Consider the following 18,413-nt stretch of genomic DNA (forward strand, 5'->3'; position numbering starts at 1 on the left):
TCCGCGGTCGACCGGCGAGGGTGGCCGGGTGACCTTGCTGCTGACGCGTTCCCGGATCACCGAGCTGCTCGACCCCGACACCGTGATGACCGGACTGCACGCGGGCTTCCTCGCGGCCGATCCGGACGTCCGGCCGTTGCGGGTGCGGACGGATCTTCCCGGGCCGGGCACGGCGACAGCGCTGCTGCCCGGCGTGATCGACGGGATTCCGGCCTACACGGTGAAGGTCAACGCGAAGTTCCCCGACGCGACTCCCGCGCTGCGCGGGCTCGTCTGTCTGCACGACCTGGCGGACGGGGAACTGCTGGCCGTGCTCGACTCGGCGACGGTCACGGCCTGGCGCACCGGGCTGGCCGCGGCGCTGGCGACGCACGCGCTCGCCGCCGATCACGCCGGGTCGGTGAGCGTCGTCGGTGCGGGCGCCCAGGCCCGGATGGTGCTGCGGGGTCTCGCCCGACTGCGTGGACTGACCGGGCTGACCGTGTGCGACACCGACCCCGCACGGGCGGCCGCGTTCGCCGCGGAACACGAACGCCTGCTGGGCATCCCGGTCGAGACGGTCGCCGAACCACGGCGCGCCGCTTCACGCGGGGACATCGTCGTCCTGGCGACCTGGTCCCGCAGCCCGCTGCTCGACGCCTCCGATCTGCGCCCCGGCATGCACGTCACCACGCTCGGCGCCGACGAGCCCGGGAAGGTCGAACTCGCCGCCGACGCGCTGCTGCGCGCCCTGACCGTGGTCGACGACCTCGAACTCGCCGTCGCCATGGGGGCTCTCGGCAACAGCGGGCTGGACGCGGGCGCCGCGCACGGCTCGCTCGGGCAGGTGCTCCGGGGTGAGCGGTCCGGGCGCGAGAGCAGCGACCAGATCACCGTCTACGCCCCCGTCGGTCTGCCCTGGCAGGACCTCGCCCTGGCCTGGCCCGTCTACCGGGCCGCCGCCGGAGCGGGCTCCGGTCCACGGATCGACTTTCTGGCCTGACCGGGGGCCGCACGGCCGGCCGGGAACGGGAACGGGGTTGGGGGCGGCCGAAAGGCCGCCCCCAACCCCGTTCCCAGCCGGTTCAGCTGAGCTGGGCGCCTTCCACGGTGCTGGTGACCGTGCCGGCGGTGGAGGTGGTGGCCCCCGCCGCGCCGTCGACCAGCGTGCCGAGCTCGCCGACGTTGTCCAGCGCGCCCAGGCTGACGGGCGGCTCGGCGGCGTGCGCGGTGTCCCCGCCTCCCGGGGGCGGGGAGATGGCGGCGATGACCGCTCCGGTGGCGAGGGTGACGGCGGCGAGTACGCTTCGCTTCTTCATGCCGGGTTCAACGGCTCGGACCCCGCAAAGGGCACGCACCGATGCGGGATCGTCGTGGCACTCCGCCGCCGGTCGTCCTGACCCCCACCTCGCCGTCGACCGCCCCGGGTCCGCTGCCTACGCTGTGCGCATGGTGGTCTACGCCCCGGCGGCGCTCCTCTTCCTCGTCTTCTGTGCGAGCGTCCTGCGCGAGCGCCGGAAGTTCAGCAACGCCGTGGTCCTCGGCCTCGCCGTGCTCTGCGGGCTGGCGGGACTGCTGTACCGGCTGATCGAGTCCCGTTCCGCTTCGGCTCCGGTCGTGGTGTGGTCGCTGCTGGTCCTGGGGGCGGTGGCGGTCCTTCTGCTGACGTGCTTCCTGTTCCTCAACGGCGTACGCATGCTGCGCAAGGAGGGCAGGAGCCCGTCCAACCTGCTGTCGCTGGTGGCCGCCCTGGCGATCCTCGCCGTCGTCGCGCTGCTGGTGACCGCCGCCGTGCTGCGGACTCCGGTGCTGATCGGGGCGGCGACGGCGGCCGGTGGTCTCGCGCTCTACTTCTCGTTCCTGTTCCTGTGCTTCGTCTGCTACGCGTTCCTCTACGGGCGGCTGCGGGTGCGCCGCAGGGCCGACTTCGTGGTGGTGCTGGGCTCGGGGCTCGTCGGCGGCTCCACCGTGCCGCCGCTGCTCGCGAGCCGGCTGAAGCGCGGGCGGGAGGTGCACGCCCGGCTCTCCCGGCGCGGCGGGTCCCCCGTGCTCATCACCTCGGGCGGGCAGGGGCCCGACGAGGATCTGCCGGAGTCCCACGCGATGGCCGACCACCTGGTGGCCGAGGGCTTTCCGGCCCACCTCATCGAGCGGGAGGACCGGTCGACGAACACGGAGGAGAACCTGCGGTTCAGCAAGGCGATCATGGAGGCGGCCGAACCCGGCTACCGGTGCGTCGTCGTCACGAACAACTACCACGCCTTCCGCGCCGCCCTCACCGCCCGGCGGGTCCGGATCCGGGGGCAGGTGGTGGGCTCGCCCACGGCCGCGTACTTCTGGCCGAACGCGACGATCCGTGAGTTCACCGCGGTGCTCCTGGACTACCGGCGGAGCAACGCGGTGATGTGCGTGCTGATCGTTCTCGGCGGGGTCGCCGCCTGGTGGACCGTCGGCTTCGGATAGGGGGCTCGGTCGCGACGGCCCTCAGAAGCCGCCTCCGTCGAACCCGCCGCCCCCGAAGCCTCCGCCGTCGCCGAAGCCGCCCCCGCCGAAGCCGGAGGAGTCGAAGTCGGAGCCGGAGAAGTCGCCGCCGCCCCAGTCGCCGCCCGCGCCGCCGCCGAAGTCACCGCCGCCGTACTCGGAGGCGTACGCCGGGGTGGCGAGCATCGAGCCGAGCATGGTGCCGACCAGCAGGCCGGGGAGCAGGCCGCCGCCGAAGTAGCCGCCGGCCCAGGGGCCGTACGCCGGGCCCGCTTCCCAGTACGGGCGGCGGTTGCCGTCGCCGACGTCGACCGTACGGCCCATCGGGTCCTCGCCCTGGCTGAGCCGGACCTCGTCCGCGCCGCAGACCGGGACCTCGCGGGACGCGCCGCCGGAGGGGGTCCAGAGCACGTCGGCGACCGAGGGGCCGTGGCGCGGGTCGAAGAAGCACGGTGGGCGGCGGGCCGGGATCGCCCCGCCGGTGCGGCGGGCCTCCAGGACCGCGAGGGAGTAGCGGCCGTCCTCGAGGGACTGGGTGACGCCGCGGACGTCCGAGGGGTGTCCGGCCCGGTCCATCTTCGACTTGGCGCTCTCGTAGGAGTCCAGCGCCCGTTCGTAGTCGGCGCGCATGGTGTCGTCCGCGCCCGGTTCGGCGGGGTGGAAGTCCAGGCGCTCCAGCGTTTCGCCGTACGCGGTGATGTCCTCGTCGACGACGACCCGGAGCTTGTCGAGCGCGGCGCGCTCCTCTTCCTCCTTGCGGCGCTTGGTGCGGCGGGAGATCGCGTACGCGCCCGCGCCGCCGGCCGCGACCAGCGCGCCGAGCGTGATCAGGCCGCCGACCGGGGCCCCGGACCCGTCCGCCGCGCCGCCGCCGGACCAGGACGCGGGGGCGCTGCCCCGGGCCTGCTCCACGGCGCGGTCCACGAAGGCGTTGAGCTGGGTGTTCGCGTCCCCGGCGGTGGCGGGGTTCTCGACGGAGGCCGTGAGGTTCTCGACCGCTCGGGTGGGCATGAACTGCGGGTCCGCGCCCGCGTCGAAACCGTCGCCGAGGCGGATCGCGTAGACGCCGGTGATCCCGGTGTCACTGCGCAGGGTCTGGAGGAGGCCTTCCTCGGGGAAGGCCGGGGTATCGGGGAGGACGGCCACGAACACCGGCTTGTCGGCGTCCGTGATCTTGTTCTCCAGGGCCTTCTCGTCAGCGACGGAGAGCTGATCGCGAGCAGCCGGGTCCACGTGGACCGGGTCCTCGCGCAGGGCCTGGGCAGCGTCCTGGATGGTCGCGGCGGGCGCGGCCGACGCGGGGGAGGTCAGGGCGAGGGCCGCCGCTGCGAAGATGAGCAGCAGGCCCGCCAGCAGCGCGGGAAAGAGCCGTTTCCTCATACTTAACGCTACTCCAGACGGGCGACGAACGCCGTCGCCCGTCCGGAGCCCGCGTTCCTACGCGGCGCGGTAGGCCGTGCGCAGCTTGGCCACCGCTCCGGTCAGGTCACCGGTGAGCAGCAGATGGTCCGCCTCCGCGAAGGGCTTGGAGACCGCCTCGGTGAACCTCCCGCCGATCTTCCGCTGGACCAGCAGCCGGGCCTGGTCCACGATCGCCTTGCCCGCCGGGGTCCTGCCGAGGTGCGCCTTCTCGGCGACCTGGGCGGCGAGCGCGAGGGCCGCGAGGGTGAGCTCACCGCCGGCCGGGGGCTTCTTCAGGGTGGTCAGGCCCCAGCCGTAGGGGAACTGCGGGTCGTACGTCGCGTCCCCCACGTTGATCGGGAGCTCGGCCTGCGACTTCGGCCAGGTCACCGGGAGCTGCCCGGTGAAGGCGCGCTTGCCGTAGAGGACGTCGGCCACGCCGTCGCCCTCGGAGCCCGGCAGCCAGGAGGCCACCAGCGCGTTGATCTTCCCGAGCTGGTCGCCGATGAGCTGGGGGCGGCCGGAGACGATCAGGACCGCGCACTTCATGGCGGCGCAGACGGTGTCGACCGCTGCCTGGTCGGCGGCCGTCAGCTCCAGGTCGTGGCCGTTGCCGACGTCGCCGATGCCTTCGGCGTACGGGGTCTCGCCGACGACCACCACACCGACGTCGTAGCCGTCCGTGGCGGCGGAGGCGTCGCGCGAGTAGGTCACCGAGTCCGGGCTCTTCGCCGCCTTCCTCATGCCCTCCAGGATCGTCGTGCCCGTGGTGGTCTTCCCGGAGGAGCCCTGCCAGCTGATGGTCCAGCCGCCGGCCTGGTTGCCGATGTCGTCGGCGTTGGACCCGGCGACGTACACCTTCTGGTCCGGCTCGAGCGGCAGGACGGCCCCGTCGTTCTTCAGGAGCACCTGGGACTTGGCCGCCGCCTCGCGGGCCACCGCGCGGTGCTCGGCCGAGCCGACCTTGTCGAGATGGGTGGTGTCGGCGTACGGCTTCTCGAAGAGGCCCAGGCGGAACTTCTGGGTGAGGATGCGGGCGACCGCGTCGTCGATGCGGGCCTCGCTGATCCGGCCCGCCTCGACCTCGTCCTTCAGCGTCTTGGTGAAGTCCTGGTACGCGGTCGGGACCATGATCATGTCGAGTCCGGCGTTGATCGACGTACGGACGTCGCTCGGGTAGTCGCCGGGGATCTGGTCGATGGCCTGCCAGTCGCTGATGACGAAGCCCTCGAAGCCCATCCGGTCCTTGAGGACGCCGTTGATCATCTCGGCGTTGGCGTGCATCTTCACCGGGCCCTGGTCGTCGCCCAGGATGTCCAGCGAGGAGTACGAGGGCATGACCGTGCCGACCCCGCGCCTGACCGACTCCTCGAACGGGGAGAGGTGGACCGCTTCCAGCTCCTCGCGGGTGACCTTGGTGACGCCCTGGTCGACCGTGTACGAGCCGGTGGTGGAGGAGCCGTACTCGGTGCCGCCGTCGCCGACGAAGTGCTTGGCGCTGCCGAGGACCTTGTCGTTGCGGTGCAGGTCCTTGCCGGACGGGCTGCCCTGCATGCCCTGGATGACCGTCTCCATGGCCTCGACCAGGGCCGGGTCCTCGCCGAAGGCCTCGTACGAGCGGCCCCAGCGTTCGTCGCGGGTGACGCAGACGCAGGGGGCGAAGTCCCACGGGACGCCGGTGGCGCGCACTTCCTTCGCGGTGATCGCGCCGGTCCTCTCGGCGCTCTTCGGGTCGCGGCCGGCGCCGATGCCGATGTTGTGCGGCATGATCGTCGCGCCGACGACGTTGTTGTGGCCGTGCACCGCGTCCACGCCGTAGATCAGCGGGATCTGGAAGCGGGTGGCCTGCGCGCGGAGTTGGTAGGCGTCGACCATCTTGGCCCAGGCGGCCGCCGTGTTGGGGGTGGGGACCGAGCCGCCGCCGGAGAGCAGCGAGCCGAGGTCGTAGGCGGCGATGTCGCCCGGGGTGCGGAGCGCGTTGCGCTCGGCCTGGGTCATCTGGCCGGCCTTCTCGGCGGGCGAGAGGCGGGCCAGCAGGTCCGCGACCCGCTGCTTCACCGGCAACCCGGCGTTCTGGTACGGGAGTCCGTGGGCGTCGATGACGACCTGCGGGTTCTCCCGGGGGGCCTTCGCTCCGGTGACGGTCAGCTCGACGGGAATCGTCTTCGCCCCGGCGGGTTTCGACGCCTTCGCCGTGCGGACGGTGACCTGGTGGGTGGTGCCGGAGGCGGTGCCCGCGGGGAAGGTGTGGCTGCCGGTGACCGGGGTGTAGTCCTGGCCGGCCTCCGCGCTGCCCCCCTTCGTGGCGTAGGTGACGGTGACGGGCTCCTCGGTCGGGACGGAGCCGGTGGTGGCGACCGAGAGCGCCAACCGGGCCGTCTCACCGTTCTTCACCGGGCGGACGGCCGTGTCGGTGACCACGCTCGCGGTGAGGGCGGGGTCCGCCTTGCCGTACAGCTCGACGGCGTCCAGGGCGAATTCACCGGGGCCGCCGCCGGGCAGGGTGAGGGCGTAGCCCCACATCTCGTTCAGGCCGAGGACCTGGTCGATGCCGCCGACGGGCTGGTAGTCGGCACGGTAGACGAAGTCCGCGAACGGGATCTCGACCAGGTGCCAGCCCTCCCAGTCGTCGGTGAAGGAGGTGGTCCACAGCTCGGACGCGCCGCCGTTCGCGCCGCCGTCCTTGATCTCGAAGTTGACCTTCTTGCCGGAGCCGGGCGGCAGGGGCGCGGTGTTCTGGCCGTACCACCAGAAGCGGATGCCCTGGTGGGCGGTCCAGTTCCGCGGCGGGGCGTCCACGGCGAACTCGTGGCTGAACCCGCCGTACGCGCTGATGTCGTAGGCGCCTTCGAGGACCTGTCCGCCCTCGGGGGCGTCCGCGCGCTCGGCCAGCTTCAGCCGCGGGTGGTCGTCCGCGTCGCCGCCCCAGGTGAAGATCGCGTCGGCGGGCGGGTTGTTGCCGAGGGGCACCTCGCCCTCGAAGCGGTCGACGAGGACGGGGGCCGGTTCGTCGGCGGCCGCCGCGGGGCCGGTGGCCGAGCCGGCGAGCAGGGTGGCCAGCACGGCCGCGGCGGCGAAGGTGGCCGTCACGGGTCTGGCTCCGCTCTTCCGGGGCCGGGTGCGGGGGTGCGGTGTGCGGGGCATGGGAGCGCTCTCTTCTAGGCGGTGTCGTCGCGGGTGAGGCGGATCGTGTCGCGGTACCACTTGGCGCTGTCCTTGAGCGTGCGGACCTGGGTGTCGTAGTCGACCCGGACGATGCCGAACCGCTTGTCGTAGCCGTAGGCCCACTCGAAGTTGTCCATCAGGGACCAGGCGAAGTAGCCCCGGACGTCGGCCCCTTGGGCGCGGGCGGCGACGACGGCGGCCAGGTGGTCGGCGAGGTAGGCCGTGCGGTCGGCGTCGGGGACGGAGCCGTCCGCGGCGACGGTGTCGTCGAAGGCCGCGCCGTTCTCCGTGATGACGGTCGGCAGCCCGTAGTCACGGTCCAGCCGCACCAGCAGGTCCGTCAGCGCGGTCGGGGTGATCTCCCAGTCCATCGCGGTACGGGGCAGGTCCCGCTCCACCACGCGGGTGACGGGCAGGCCCTCGGCGTCGGTCGGCGATCCGTCCTCGGTGACGCCGGAGAACTGCATGCCCCGGTAGAAGTTGACGCCGAGGACGTCGAGCGGGGCGGCGATGGCGGCCAGGTCGCCGTCCCTGACCGGGAGTTCGATGTGCTGGGCGGCCAGGTCCGCGACGACGTCCTCGGGGTAGCGGCCGTGGACGAGCGGGTCGAGGTAGAGCCGGGTGCCCATGCCGTCGGCGCGGCGGCACGCCTCGCGGTCGGCCTCGCTGCCGGTCTCCGGGGTGGCGGTGCCCAGGTTGAGGGTGATGCCGAGCTCCAGCGGGTTGCTCCCGGCCGCGTCGCGGAGCGCGCCGGCGGCCAGACCGTGGCCCAGGAGCAGATGGTGGACGGCGCCCATGGCGTCGCCGAGGTCGCGGCGGCCGGGGGCGTGCAGCCCGTAGGCGTAGCCGAGCATCGCCGAGCACCAGGGCTCGTTCAGGGTGGTCCAGTGCTCGACCCGGTCGCCCAGCGCCTCGTAGGCGAGGGCCGCGTACTCCGCGAAGCGCAGGGCGGTGTCCCGCGCGGGCCAGCCGCCCGCGTCCTCCAACTCCTGTGGCAGGTCCCAGTGGTAGAGCGTGATCCACGGGGTGACGCCGCGGCCCCGGAGCTCGTCGGTCAGCCGCTTGTAGAAGTCGAGGCCCTTGCTGTTGGCGGGGCCCCTGCCTCCCGGCTGGATGCGGGGCCAGGCGAGCGAGAAGCGGTACGTGTCGACGCCGAGGCCCGCGATCAGCTCCACGTCCTGGGGCATCCGGTGGTAGTGGTCACAGGCCACATCGCCGTGCTCGCCGCCCTCGACGGCCCCGGGCACCCGGCAGAAGGTGTCCCAGATGGACGGGGTGCGGCCGTCCTCGGCCGCGGCTCCCTCGATCTGGTACGAGGAGGTGGCGACGCCCCAGCGGAAGTCGGCCGGCAGTCCTCGCACCGGGGCCGGGCGGAGGAGTCGCTGCGGGGTGGTGGCGAGGTTCATCGGTCTCCGTAGGCGTAGAGGCGTACGTGGGCACGGGGCGGGGGCGTGCGTGGCGCGGCGGGCGGTCAGCGGGCCGGGTCGGGCAGGGGCGCTCCGGGGGCGGTGGCGGGCGGCTGTCGCGGTGGCGGCGTTCCGTCTCCGGCGGTGTGCAGGTGGCAGGCGACCGCGCGGCCCGGCCCGTCGGTGGGCGGGGCGAGCACCGGGACCTGCCCGGCGCAGGGTTCGAAGGCCTTGCCGCAGCGCGGGTGGAAGGCGCAGCCGGTGGGCATCGCGGACAGGTGGGGCGGGGAGCCGGGGATGCCGGTCAGTTCGCGGCGGGGGCCGTGCAGGGCGGGGAAGGAGTGCAGGAGCCCGTCGCTGTAGGGGTGGCGGGGGTCGCGGTAGATCTCCGCCGCGCCCGCCTCCTCCACGATCCTGCCCCCGTACATGATCGCGATCCGGTCCGAGAATTCGATCAGGAGGGAGATGTCGTGGGTGATGAACACGACCGAGAAGTTCAGCCGTTCCCTCAACTGGACGAGCCGTCGCAGGATCTGCCGCTGCATGACGACGTCGAGCGCGGTGGTCGGCTCGTCCATGATGACGATCTCGGGTTCCAGGGCGAGCGCCATGGCGATCATCACGCGCTGGCGCATCCCACCGGAGAGCTGGTGCGGGTAGGCGGCGAGCCGGTCGACGGAGATGCCGACCAGGCCGAGCAACTCCTCGGCCCGCTCCGTGCGTTGGCGCTTCTTCAGCTCGGGGCGGTGGGCGGCGAGGACGTCGGTGAGCTGGCTGTGGACGGTGTGCACCGGGTTGAGGGAGTTCATCGCCCCCTGGAAGACGATGGACAGCTCCTGCCAGCGGAAGGCGCGCAGCTGGTGCGGGGCGAGGGAGAGGATGTCGACCCGGTCGCCGCCGGGCCGGTGGTAGTGGACCTCTCCCCCGGTGATGACGCCGGGCGGGGACAGCAGCCGGGTCACCGCGTAGGCCAGGGTGGACTTGCCCGAGCCCGACTCGCCCGCGAGGCCGAGGACTTCACCCCGGTGGAGAGTGAGGTCGATGTCGCGCAGGGCGTGGACGGCGTCCTTGTCGGTGCCGTAGTCGACGTTGAGTCCGCTGATGGTCAGGACCGGCTCGGCGCTCATGTGCGCGGCTCCTTGCTGCTGTGCTCGCGGTGACCGTCGCCCGAGGGCTTGCGTGCCACGGGGGTGAAGCCGACGCGCATCTTGACCTTCCGGGAGGATCCGGTGGCGGTGCGCAGGCGGGGGTTGACGAACTCGTCGATGCCGAAGTTGATGAGGGCGAGCGCGGTGCCCAGCAGGGCGATGCAGAGGCCGGCCGGGACGAACCACCACCAGGCTCCCTGGGCGAGGGCCTGGTTGGACTGGGCCCAGAAGAGCACGGTGCCCCAGTTCCAGTGGGAGATGTCGGCGACGCCGATGAAGGCGAGGGTGATCTCGGTGAGGACCGCGAAGATGACCGTGCCGACGAATCCGGAGGCGATGACGGCGGTGAGGTTCGGCAGGATCTCGAAGAGGATGATGCGCGGGGTCGACTCGCCGGTGGCGCGGGCGGCCTCCACGTAGTCGCGGCGGCGCAGCGACAGGGTCTGGGCGCGCAGGATCCTCGATCCCCAGGCCCAGGAGGTCAGGGCGATGGCGACGGCGATGACGATGTCGCCGGTGTCGGGGACGAAGCTCGCGACGATGATGATCAGCGGGAGTCCGGGCAGCACCAGGAAGATGTTGGAGAGCGCGGAGAGGACCTCGTCGACGGCCCCGCCGATGAATCCGGCGCTGACCCCGATCAGGACGGACAGGACGGTCGCGATGACGGCGGCGAGGAGTCCGACGACGAGGACGCCCCGGGTGCCGATGAGGATCTGCGAGAAGACGTCCTGCCCGGTGTGCGTGGTGCCGAACCAGTGGTCGCCGGAGGGCGGCTGGAGCAGCTGGTCGCTCATCGCGTCGGGGTCGTACGGGGCGAGCCACGGTCCCGCGATGGCCAGCAGGACGAAGAACGCCAGCAGGATCAGGCCCGTACGGGTCTTCCCGCCGCGCAGGAACCGGAGCCGGGCCCGGCGGGCGGGGGCCACGGGCGGGGGTGCGCCGTCGAGGACGGAGACATCGGTGGCGGTGACGGACATGGGGCCTCAGGCCTTCCGGATGCGGGGTCGGGCGGCGCGGACTGCGGGGGCGGGCACGGTCTACGCCTCCTTCCGGGTGCGGGGGTCCAGGGCGGCGTAGACGAGGTCGGCCAGCAGGTTCGCGGCGAGGACGGAGAGCGTGATGACCAGGAAGACGCCCTGCATCAGGGGGTAGTCCTTGCCGCCGACCGCCTGGAGCAGCTGGAAGCCGATGCCCGGGTAGGTGAAGACCATCTCGACGAGCAGGGTGCCGCCGACGATGAAGCCGAGGGAGAGGGCGAAGCCGGAGATGTTGGGGAGCACCGCGTTGCGGGCCGCGTAGCCGAACATCACGCGCCGCTCGGACAGGCCCTTGGCCTGCGCCACCATCACGTAGTCCTCGGAGGAGACGGTGACCATCATGTTCCGCATGCCGAGGATCCAGCCGGCCACCGCGCTGAGGATGATCGTCACGCCGGGCAGGACCGCGTGGTAGAGGGCGCTGGAGATGAACGGCCAGTCGAAGGCGGGGACCAGCGCGTTGTCGTAGCCGCCGGAGCTCGGGAACAGCGACCACTTCTCGCCGAACAGGGCGATGGCGACGAGGCCCAGCCAGAAGTACGGGATGGAGGAGATGAAGGTGGTGACCGGCAGCAGCCCGTCCAGCCAGGAGCCGCGCTTCCAGCCGCTGTAGACGCCGATGCCGGTGCCCAGCACGAAGCTGATCAGGGTGGTCATGCCGACCAGGGCGAGCGTCCAGGGCAGCGACTGGCCGATGACCTCGCTGACCGGGGTGGGGAAGAAGGTGAAGGAGAGACCGAGGTCGCCGTCCAGGAGGTGCGCCCAGTAGTCGGTGTACTGCTGCCACATCGACTGCTGCTCGTCGAGGCCGAACAGGGCTTTGAGGGAGTCGATGGCCTTGGTGTCGAGCTGCCCCTGATAGCGGCTGAGCAGGGCCTGGACGGGGTCGCCCGGCATGAGCCGGGGGATGAGGAAGTTGATGGTGATCGCGGCCCACGCGGTGACGGCGTAGAAGGCGAGGCGCTGGAGGACGTACTTCACCGGGTGCTCTCCTTCGCGGCCGTGTGGCCCGATACGGCGACCGCGCCGTTCGCGACCGAGTCGTTCGCCGCCGTGCCGGTCGCCGCCGTGCCGGTCGCCGCCGCGTCGTTCGTCGCCGTGCCGTCGTAGAGCCAGCAGGCCGCCCACTGGCCCTCGGGCAGGTCGAAGCGCGGCGGCAGTTCGGTGCGGCAGCGCTCCATCGCCTTGGGGCAGCGGGGGTGGAAGCGGCAGCCGGCGGGCGGGGTGATCAGCGAGGGCGGCTCGCCGGTGCCGGTCTCCTCCTGTTCCTCCTCGGCGACGATCCGGTCCGGGTCGGGCGCCGAGGCGATCAGGAGCTGGGTGTAGGGGTGGGCGGGGTGCTGGGTGACGCGCTCGCTGTCGCCGCCCTCGACGATCCGGCCCGCGTACATCACGAGGGTGGTGTCGGCGAAGTAGCGGGCCGAGGCGATGTCGTGGGTGATGTAGAGGATCGCCAGATGGAGGCGTTCCTTGAGGTCGCGCAGCAGGTTGAGGACGCCGAGCCGGATCGACACGTCGAGCATCGAGACGGGTTCGTCGGCGAGGAGGACCTGCGGGTCGGCGCCGAGCGCCCGCGCGATCGCGACGCGCTGGCGCTGCCCGCCGGACAGCTCGTGCGGGAACTTGTCCAGGAACTGGTGGGGAGGCGTGAGCTGGACCCGGTTCAGCAGAGCGGCCAGGTTCTGTTCCAGCTCCGCCTCACCGCTGCCCGCCCGGCCGTGGATCTTCAGGGCGCGGGTCAGGTGGTAGCGCACGGTGTGCACCGGGTTCAGCGAGGCGAAGGGGTCCTGGAAGATCAGCTGGACCCGGCGTACGTAACGGCGGAAGGAACGGCCACGACCGGCCACCACCGGCGTGCCGCCCAGCCGTATCTCGCCCGAGGTGAGCGGATAGAGCTGGGCCAGCAGGCGGGCGACGGTGGACTTGCCCGAGCCGGACTCCCCCACCAGGGCCGTGACGGTCCCGCGTCTGAGCCGCAGCGAGACGTCGTCGACGGCGTGGACGCGACGGCGGTCGCGGGCGAGCAGGTCGCGGGCGGTGCGGCGCAGGAGGAAGTGCTTGGTGACGCCGCGGGCTTCGAGCACCACGTCGGTGCCGGTCGGCTCGTGCTCGGTGCCGGTCCGCACGTCCTCGGTGCCGGTTCGCGCGCTCTCGGGCTGGTCGCTGGTCATGGCCGGTTCTTCCCGTCTTCCTCGGGCCTACTTGGAGGAGGGCTTGAGGTTGAGCACGATCTCCAGCGCGGAGGGCTGGGTGTGCTGCGGCGGGGCGTAGGGGTTGGCCTCGGTGGGCCAGCCGATCCAGTTCTTCGTGGAGTACTCGGCGCCGATGGGCGCGGCGGCCGTCGGGATGACGGGCGCCTCCTCGACGAAGATCTTCTGGATGGTGTTCAGGGCCTCGGTGCGGGCGGCGTCCGTGGAGGCGTTGGCGTACTGCTTGAGTGCCTCGGTGGCCTCGGGGCTCTTGAAGCGCCCGAAGTTGCCCGTCTGGGAGCTCTTGCCGATGGGCTGGAGGATCGCCCCGTCCATGATGTTCTGGTACATGTCGTAGGGCGTCGCGCCGCTGTTGGTCCAGTGCAGGGTGGCGTCGAAGTTGCCGTTGGCGACGTCCGCGCCCCAGGCCTCGGCGGTCTGCGTCTTGACCTTCGCCTCGATGCCGAGCTCCTTGATGTTGTCCTTGATGATCGCGAGCCCGGTGATGTAGTCGTTCCAGCCGGCCGGGTCGGTGAAGGTCAGCTTCACCGGCTTGCCGGACGGGTCCTTGAGCACCCCGCCGCTGAGCGTGAACCCGGCCTCGTCGAGCACCTTCTTGGCTCCGGCGACATCGGGCTTGGTGGTGGCGTTCTGGTACTCGGGGGCGAGGAAGGGCTCACCGGCGGGCAGCGGGATACCGGTCGGGTTGGTGATCTCCGGGTAGAGCGTGGCCTGGGCCTGGATGTGGATGGCCTTGCGGTCGACGACCATCGCCATCGCCTTGCGCAGCGCCGGGTTGTCGAAGGGCTTGCGGGCGGTGTTGAACCACAGGCCGTGGATGCCGAGGCCGGAGGGGAACCAGAGCTGGTGGTTCTTGGGGTCCTTGTCGATGAACAGCTGCTTGTGGTTCGGCATGAAGACGAAGGACCACTCGACCTTGCCGGTGGCCAGCGCGGTGGTGGCGGCGCTGTTGTCGTTGTACGCGGTGTAGCGCAGCTCCTTGACCTTGGTGGTGCCGTTCCAGTAGCTCGGTGTGGCGGTCAGGGTGGTGGTCTGCGGGGTGAACGTCTTGAGCTTGTACGGGCCGGAGCCGACCGGGGTCCGGTTGGGCCAGGTCTCCGGGTTCTCGATCTTCTCCCAGATGTGCTTGGGCACGATGAAGGTCTGGATGATCTTGTTCTGGTTGACGAACTGGGACTCCTTGAAGGTCAGCACGACCTTGCCGTCCTCGACCGCGATCCCGTCGAAGGGGATGCCGTTCCCGTTGAGCGCCGAGTGCTTCTTCAGGAGTTTGAAGGTGAACTCCACGTCGGCGGCCGTCAGGGGCTTGCCGTCGGCCCACTTGGCCCGGTCGTCCAGCGTGAAGGTGACCTTGGTGAAGTTGCCCTCCCACTCCCATCCGGTGGCGAGCCAGGGGTCGGCCTTCTCGGTGGGCTTGATCATGTTCGTCATGGCCAGCGGCTCGTAGATCATGTAGCGGTAGCCGAGGACCGCGCCCGCCGAGGTGTTGAGGAACGGGTTGCTGTTGTTCGTCTGCGGCCCGTCCGGCTTGCCCAGGGTCAGTACGCCGCCGGCGGCGCCGCCCCCCTTGTTGGCGCCCGAGTTGGCGTTCGAGCAACCGGCGGCAAGCGCTACCACGACGGTGGCTGCGGCGACCGCTCTGAGGGTGGTGCGACGGCGTGCGGACATGGCGACTCCAGGAAAGGGCTACCGGTTCGGGGCGATCCGGCGGGCGGAAGGGAGCGGGCGCGGCCGTGCGGCCGGGTCCGTTACGGCGCCGAGTGGCGCACGACCAGTTCGGTGGGCAGCACGGCCGGGCCGTCCGGTACGGGCGTGCCGCCGAGGTGGGAGAGCAGCATCCGGGCCGCCGTCTCGCCCATCCGGCGGGTGGGCTGGCGCACGGTGGTCAGGGGCGGTTCGGTGTGTTCGGCCATCGGGATGTCGTCGAAGCCGACGACGGCGATGTCGTCCGGGACCCGGCGCCCGGCGGCCCGCAGGGCGCGGAGCACGCCCGCGGCGCTGATGTCGTTGTGGGCGAAGACGGAGTCGAACGCCACGCCTCGCGCGAGGAGTTCCTCGACGGCGAGCCGGCCGCCGCGTTCGGTGAAGTCTCCCGCGAGGACCAGATCAGTGGGCAGGACGGAACGGAAGCCGTTCAGCCGGTCCCGTACGCAGCCGAAGTTCTGGGGGCCGGTGAGGACCAGGGGCCGGGAGCGTCCGGCGGCCTGCAGGTGGCGGGCCGCGGATGCGCCTCCCTCGTGGTTGGTGGTCACGACGGAGGGGAATTCGGGGTGGTGGCCGCGATCGTCGATGAGCACGATCGGCAGGCCGTCGCGGTGCAGTGCGGTGAGGTGGCCGAGGGTGTTCTCGGGCTCCACGACGACGAGCCCGTCGAAGGCGCGCGCGGACACCTGGCTGGTGAAGCGCTGGACGGACTCGGCCCCGCGGTTGCAGGTGAAGAGCAGCAGCCCGTAGTCGGCGGCCTCGACCGTGTCGACGACGCCCTGGAGCAGTTCGCCCATCCACGGCCAGGTCAGCGAGGGCACGAGCATGCCGACCGTACGGCTGGATCCGCGGGCGAGGCCGACCGCCCCGGAGCTGGGCACATAGCCGAGCTGTGCGATCACTTCACGAACACGGGCGGCCGTGGAACGGTCCACCTCGCCCTTGGTGTTGATGACCCGCGACACGGTCGTCTTGCTGACGCCGGCCTCACGGGCGACGTCCGCGATGGTGACACGCATCTGGGCCTCCGTTGGACCAGGCAGGGGCGAGGACGAGCAGGTGGGAGCAGGGTGGGACGGTGCGGCGGGCAGAACGGTGACACGTCGACCGACGCGTTCGGTACCGGTTCCGGAACCGGTACCGGCGTTGCGGCTGGAGTTAACCGCGCCGATACGGGGCCGTCAATACTTCACGTCGAGATTGGTCCGGACCCATTCGCCCATCAGGCAGGGAGGGTTGTGTCTTCACCTCTTGAACGCGCGAGAGCCGCCACCCGGTGACGGGCGGCGGCTCTCGCGCGATGCGGTCCGGCCGGACTACTCCGTGGGCTCGACGCCCGCGCGCAGCAGTCCGTAGGTGTACGCGTCCTCCAGCGCCTGCCAGGAGGCGGCGATGACGTTCTCGGCGACCCCCACGGTCGCCCAGTCGCCGGTGCCGTCGCCGGTGGTGATCAGCACCCGGGTGGTGGACTCGGTACCGGTGCGGCCCTCCAGGATGCGGACCTTGTAGTCGACCAGCTCCAGCTTGGCGAGCTGCGGGTAGATCCTCTCCAGGGCGACGCGCAGGGCCCGGTCCAGCGCGTTGACCGGGCCGTTGCCCTCGGCGGTGGCGACGATCCGCTCGCCCTTGGCCCAGAGCTTCACGGTGGCCTCGTTGGCGTGGGTGCCGTCGGGGCGGTCCTCGACGATGGCCCGCCAGGACTCCGTGCGGAAGTAGCGCCGGGCCCGGCCCTCGACCTCGCCGCGCAGCAGCAGCTCGAAGGAGGCGTCGGCCGCCTCGTAGGTGTAGCCCTGGAGTTCGCGCTCCTTGACCCGCTCCACGACCCGGCCGACCAGGGCGCGGTCGTCGCCGAGGTCGACGCCGAGCTCCTTGCCCTTCAGCTCGATGGAGGCGCGGCCCGCCATGTCGGAGACCAGCATCCGCATGGTGTTGCCGACCAGCTCCGGGTCGATGTGCTGGTACAGGTCGGGGTCGACCTTGATGGCGGAGGCGTGCAGCCCGGCCTTGTGGGCGAAGGCCGAGACGCCCACGTACGGCTGGTGGGTGGAGGGGGTGAGGTTGACGACCTCGGCGATGGCGTGCGAGATCCGGGTCATCTCGGCGAGCGCGCCCTCGGGCAGCACCTTCATGCCGTACTTCAGCTCCAGGGCGGCGACCACGGGGAAGAGGTTGGCGTTGCCGACCCGCTCGCCGTAGCCGTTGGCCGTGCACTGGACGTGGGTGGCGCCGGCGTCCACGGCGGCCAGGGTGTTGGCGACGGCGCAGCCGGTGTCGTCCTGGGCGTGGATGCCGAGCCGGGCGCCGGTGTCCGCGATGACCGTGGCGACGACGGCCTGGATCTGGGCGGGGAGCATGCCGCCGTTGGTGTCGCAGAGGACGACGACCTCGGCGCCCGCCTCGTACGCGGCGCGGACCACGGACTTGGCGTACTCGGCGTTGGCGCGGTATCCGTCGAAGAAGTGCTCGCAGTCCACGAAGACCCGGCGGCCCTGTTCGCGCAGGTGGGAGACGGTGTCGCGGACCATCTCCAGGTTCTCCTCCAGGGTGGTGCGCAGCGCCAGCTCGACATGGCGGTCGTGCGCCTTGGCGACCAGCGTGATCACCGGGGCCCCGGAGTTCAGGAGCGCCTTCACCTGGGGGTCCTCGGCCGCGCTGCCGCCGGCTCTGCGGGTCGCGCCGAACGCCACGAGCTGGGCGTTCTCGAACGTGATCTCCTGCTGGGCGCGGGCGAAGAACTCCGTGTCGCGCGGGTTGGCCCCCGGCCAGCCGCCCTCGATGTACCCCACACCGAAGGTGTCCAGATGACGGGCGATGGTCAGCTTGTCGGCGACCGTCAGGTTGATGCCCTCACGCTGAGCACCGTCGCGCAGTGTGGTGTCGAAGACATGGAAACTGTCGTCGGTGGCGTTGGCCTTGGTGGTCATGCTGATCTGACTCCTGTCGGATGAGTGGATCCGGACGATCGGCTTCCACTTGCCCCCATCATCTCGCGCGCGCCGCCCCGGTCCTGGTGAGGGCCGGAAAACGAAAAAACCCCTCGCGGGTGCGAGAGGTCTGCGCGCGGGTCTGGGGCACGATGGCCGCGCCGTACGGGGTGGTACGGGGCGGTCACTGCGGACCGGCGCGCCTGCTGCCAATAATCATGACGAACGAGGACACGGCAGAAGTCTCGCACAGTGACGCGCCCGTGACGCCGGCGTCTCAGGATGCGGTCGTGACGCTGGTCGCATCGCTCCCCCGGGTCCCCGGCGTCAGCGTCTCGTCGAGGAATTCCGCCGCCTGGTCCAGCACCTGGTCCCGGCCCGTCCCCGGGATCCCCACCGTCACATGGACGCTGAACCCGTCGAGCAGCGCCCGCAGCCGGGCGGCGAACCGGTCGGCGTCCACCGGCCGGAACTCGCCGCGCGAGATCCCCTCGGCGAGCAGCGCCACCAGATCGCGGTGCCAGACCCCCTCGATGGCGGCCTGCCGGGCGCGGGCGTCGTCGTCGGCGTTCTGCGAGCGGCCCCAGACCTCCAGCCAGAGCGTCCAGTGGGGGTCCCGGTGCCCGGCGGGCAGGTAGAGGTCGATGTACGCCTCCAGCCGCTCTCGGGCCGTCCCCGGCCGGGCGAGCAGGGCGCCGCGCTCGGCCCCGAGCCGCCGCTCGCTCCACTCCAGGGTCTGGAGGAGCAGTTCGTCCTTGGTGCGGAAGTAGTAGAGCAGGTGCCCGCTGCTCATCCCCACCTCCCGCCCGAGCCCGGCCATGGTCAGCCCGTCGAGCCCGCGCTCGGCGACGGTGGCCATGGCGGCGGCGAGGACGTCCTCGCGGGGCGGGGCGGCGTGGTGGGTGCGGCGGGGGGCGGGGGTCATGGGACCGGACTTTCGGAAGGGGGTCCTGGG

The 18,413-nt window shown here is 71.6% G+C and carries 14 protein-coding genes; 2 read left to right on the forward strand and 12 right to left on the reverse strand.

Annotation, left to right across the window (positions count from 1 at the left end):
• Nucleotides 1–28: 28 nt before the first annotated feature.
• Entirely contained in the window at nt 29–982 is a 954-nt protein-coding gene (locus ACH4UK_RS07800; protein WP_398355113.1) for an ornithine cyclodeaminase family protein, read from the forward strand.
• Nucleotides 983–1,064: 82 nt separating this feature from the next.
• Here ACH4UK_RS07800 and ACH4UK_RS07805 read toward each other — a convergent pair whose 3' ends face one another.
• Nucleotides 1,065–1,298 (reverse strand): hypothetical protein, encoded by a 234-nt coding sequence (locus ACH4UK_RS07805; RefSeq protein WP_274033628.1) that lies wholly within the window; start codon nt 1,296–1,298, stop codon nt 1,065–1,067.
• 130 nt (nt 1,299–1,428) lie between these two features.
• Here ACH4UK_RS07805 and ACH4UK_RS07810 point away from each other — a divergent pair, with 130 nt between their 5' ends.
• Complete coding sequence (locus tag ACH4UK_RS07810) at nt 1,429–2,442, forward strand: YdcF family protein (RefSeq protein WP_398355114.1); 1,014 nt, start codon at nt 1,429–1,431, stop codon at nt 2,440–2,442.
• A 21-nt stretch (nt 2,443–2,463) separates the two neighbouring features.
• On the opposite strand, the gene ACH4UK_RS07815 is transcribed toward ACH4UK_RS07810, so the two are convergent.
• The 11 genes from ACH4UK_RS07815 to ACH4UK_RS07865 all read right to left on the reverse strand — a co-directional run bounded on the left by ACH4UK_RS07815 (nt 2,464) and on the right by ACH4UK_RS07865 (nt 18,383).
• Entirely contained in the window at nt 2,464–3,840 is a 1,377-nt protein-coding gene (locus ACH4UK_RS07815) for a hypothetical protein (RefSeq protein ID WP_398355115.1), read from the reverse strand.
• Nucleotides 3,841–3,897: 57 nt separating this feature from the next.
• Nucleotides 3,898–7,005, reverse strand: coding sequence for a glycoside hydrolase family 3 N-terminal domain-containing protein (locus ACH4UK_RS07820; protein ID WP_398355117.1), 3,108 nt, complete (start codon nt 7,003–7,005; stop codon nt 3,898–3,900).
• A gap of 14 nt (nt 7,006–7,019) precedes the next feature.
• Nucleotides 7,020–8,432, reverse strand: coding sequence for a GH1 family beta-glucosidase (locus tag ACH4UK_RS07825; protein ID WP_398355118.1), 1,413 nt, complete (start codon nt 8,430–8,432; stop codon nt 7,020–7,022).
• Between the two features lie 65 nt (nt 8,433–8,497).
• Nucleotides 8,498–9,559 (reverse strand): ABC transporter ATP-binding protein, encoded by a 1,062-nt coding sequence (locus ACH4UK_RS07830; RefSeq protein WP_398355119.1) that lies wholly within the window; start codon nt 9,557–9,559, stop codon nt 8,498–8,500.
• Complete coding sequence (locus ACH4UK_RS07835; RefSeq protein WP_398355120.1) at nt 9,556–10,560, reverse strand: ABC transporter permease; 1,005 nt, start codon at nt 10,558–10,560, stop codon at nt 9,556–9,558. The genes ACH4UK_RS07830 and ACH4UK_RS07835 overlap by 4 nt, the downstream gene beginning before the upstream one ends.
• A gap of 60 nt (nt 10,561–10,620) precedes the next feature.
• The gene (locus ACH4UK_RS07840) at nt 10,621–11,601 is read right to left on the reverse strand and encodes an ABC transporter permease (protein WP_398355121.1); all 981 of its coding nucleotides are present in this window, start codon (nt 11,599–11,601) and stop codon (nt 10,621–10,623) included.
• The gene (locus ACH4UK_RS07845) at nt 11,598–12,791 is read right to left on the reverse strand and encodes an ABC transporter ATP-binding protein (protein ID WP_398355122.1); all 1,194 of its coding nucleotides are present in this window, start codon (nt 12,789–12,791) and stop codon (nt 11,598–11,600) included. The genes ACH4UK_RS07840 and ACH4UK_RS07845 overlap by 4 nt, the downstream gene beginning before the upstream one ends.
• A gap of 27 nt (nt 12,792–12,818) precedes the next feature.
• Nucleotides 12,819–14,498 (reverse strand): ABC transporter substrate-binding protein, encoded by a 1,680-nt coding sequence (locus ACH4UK_RS07850; RefSeq protein WP_398355123.1) that lies wholly within the window; start codon nt 14,496–14,498, stop codon nt 12,819–12,821.
• 80 nt (nt 14,499–14,578) lie between these two features.
• Entirely contained in the window at nt 14,579–15,553 is a 975-nt protein-coding gene (locus ACH4UK_RS07855) for a LacI family DNA-binding transcriptional regulator (protein WP_398355124.1), read from the reverse strand.
• A gap of 297 nt (nt 15,554–15,850) precedes the next feature.
• Nucleotides 15,851–17,458, reverse strand: a complete 1,608-nt coding sequence (gene cimA, locus ACH4UK_RS07860; RefSeq protein WP_398355125.1) for a citramalate synthase — start codon at nt 17,456–17,458, stop codon at nt 15,851–15,853.
• 277 nt (nt 17,459–17,735) lie between these two features.
• Entirely contained in the window at nt 17,736–18,383 is a 648-nt protein-coding gene (locus tag ACH4UK_RS07865) for a TetR/AcrR family transcriptional regulator (RefSeq protein ID WP_398355126.1), read from the reverse strand.
• Between the last annotated feature and the right edge of the window lie 30 nt (nt 18,384–18,413).

The sequence above is a fragment of the Streptomyces sp. NPDC020884 genome, from assembly GCF_044333935.1.
In the GTDB taxonomy this organism is placed as follows: domain Bacteria; phylum Actinomycetota; class Actinomycetes; order Streptomycetales; family Streptomycetaceae; genus Streptomyces.

Coding starts and splice junctions, on each gene's coding strand:
- ACH4UK_RS07805 (WP_274033628.1), bottom strand. CDS start 1,298: ATGAAGAAGCGAAGCGTACTCGCCGCCGTCACCCTCGCCACCGGAGCG.
- ACH4UK_RS07810 (WP_398355114.1), top strand. CDS start 1,429: ATGGTGGTCTACGCCCCGGCGGCGCTCCTCTTCCTCGTCTTCTGTGCG.
- ACH4UK_RS07815 (WP_398355115.1), bottom strand. CDS start 3,840: ATGAGGAAACGGCTCTTTCCCGCGCTGCTGGCGGGCCTGCTGCTCATC.
- ACH4UK_RS07820 (WP_398355117.1), bottom strand. CDS start 7,005: ATGCCCCGCACACCGCACCCCCGCACCCGGCCCCGGAAGAGCGGAGCC.
- ACH4UK_RS07825 (WP_398355118.1), bottom strand. CDS start 8,432: ATGAACCTCGCCACCACCCCGCAGCGACTCCTCCGCCCGGCCCCGGTG.
- ACH4UK_RS07830 (WP_398355119.1), bottom strand. CDS start 9,559: ATGAGCGCCGAGCCGGTCCTGACCATCAGCGGACTCAACGTCGACTAC.
- ACH4UK_RS07835 (WP_398355120.1), bottom strand. CDS start 10,560: ATGTCCGTCACCGCCACCGATGTCTCCGTCCTCGACGGCGCACCCCCG.
- ACH4UK_RS07845 (WP_398355122.1), bottom strand. CDS start 12,791: ATGACCAGCGACCAGCCCGAGAGCGCGCGAACCGGCACCGAGGACGTG.
- ACH4UK_RS07850 (WP_398355123.1), bottom strand. CDS start 14,498: ATGTCCGCACGCCGTCGCACCACCCTCAGAGCGGTCGCCGCAGCCACC.
- ACH4UK_RS07855 (WP_398355124.1), bottom strand. CDS start 15,553: ATGCGTGTCACCATCGCGGACGTCGCCCGTGAGGCCGGCGTCAGCAAG.
- cimA (WP_398355125.1), bottom strand. CDS start 17,458: ATGACCACCAAGGCCAACGCCACCGACGACAGTTTCCATGTCTTCGAC.
- ACH4UK_RS07865 (WP_398355126.1), bottom strand. CDS start 18,383: ATGACCCCCGCCCCCCGCCGCACCCACCACGCCGCCCCGCCCCGCGAG.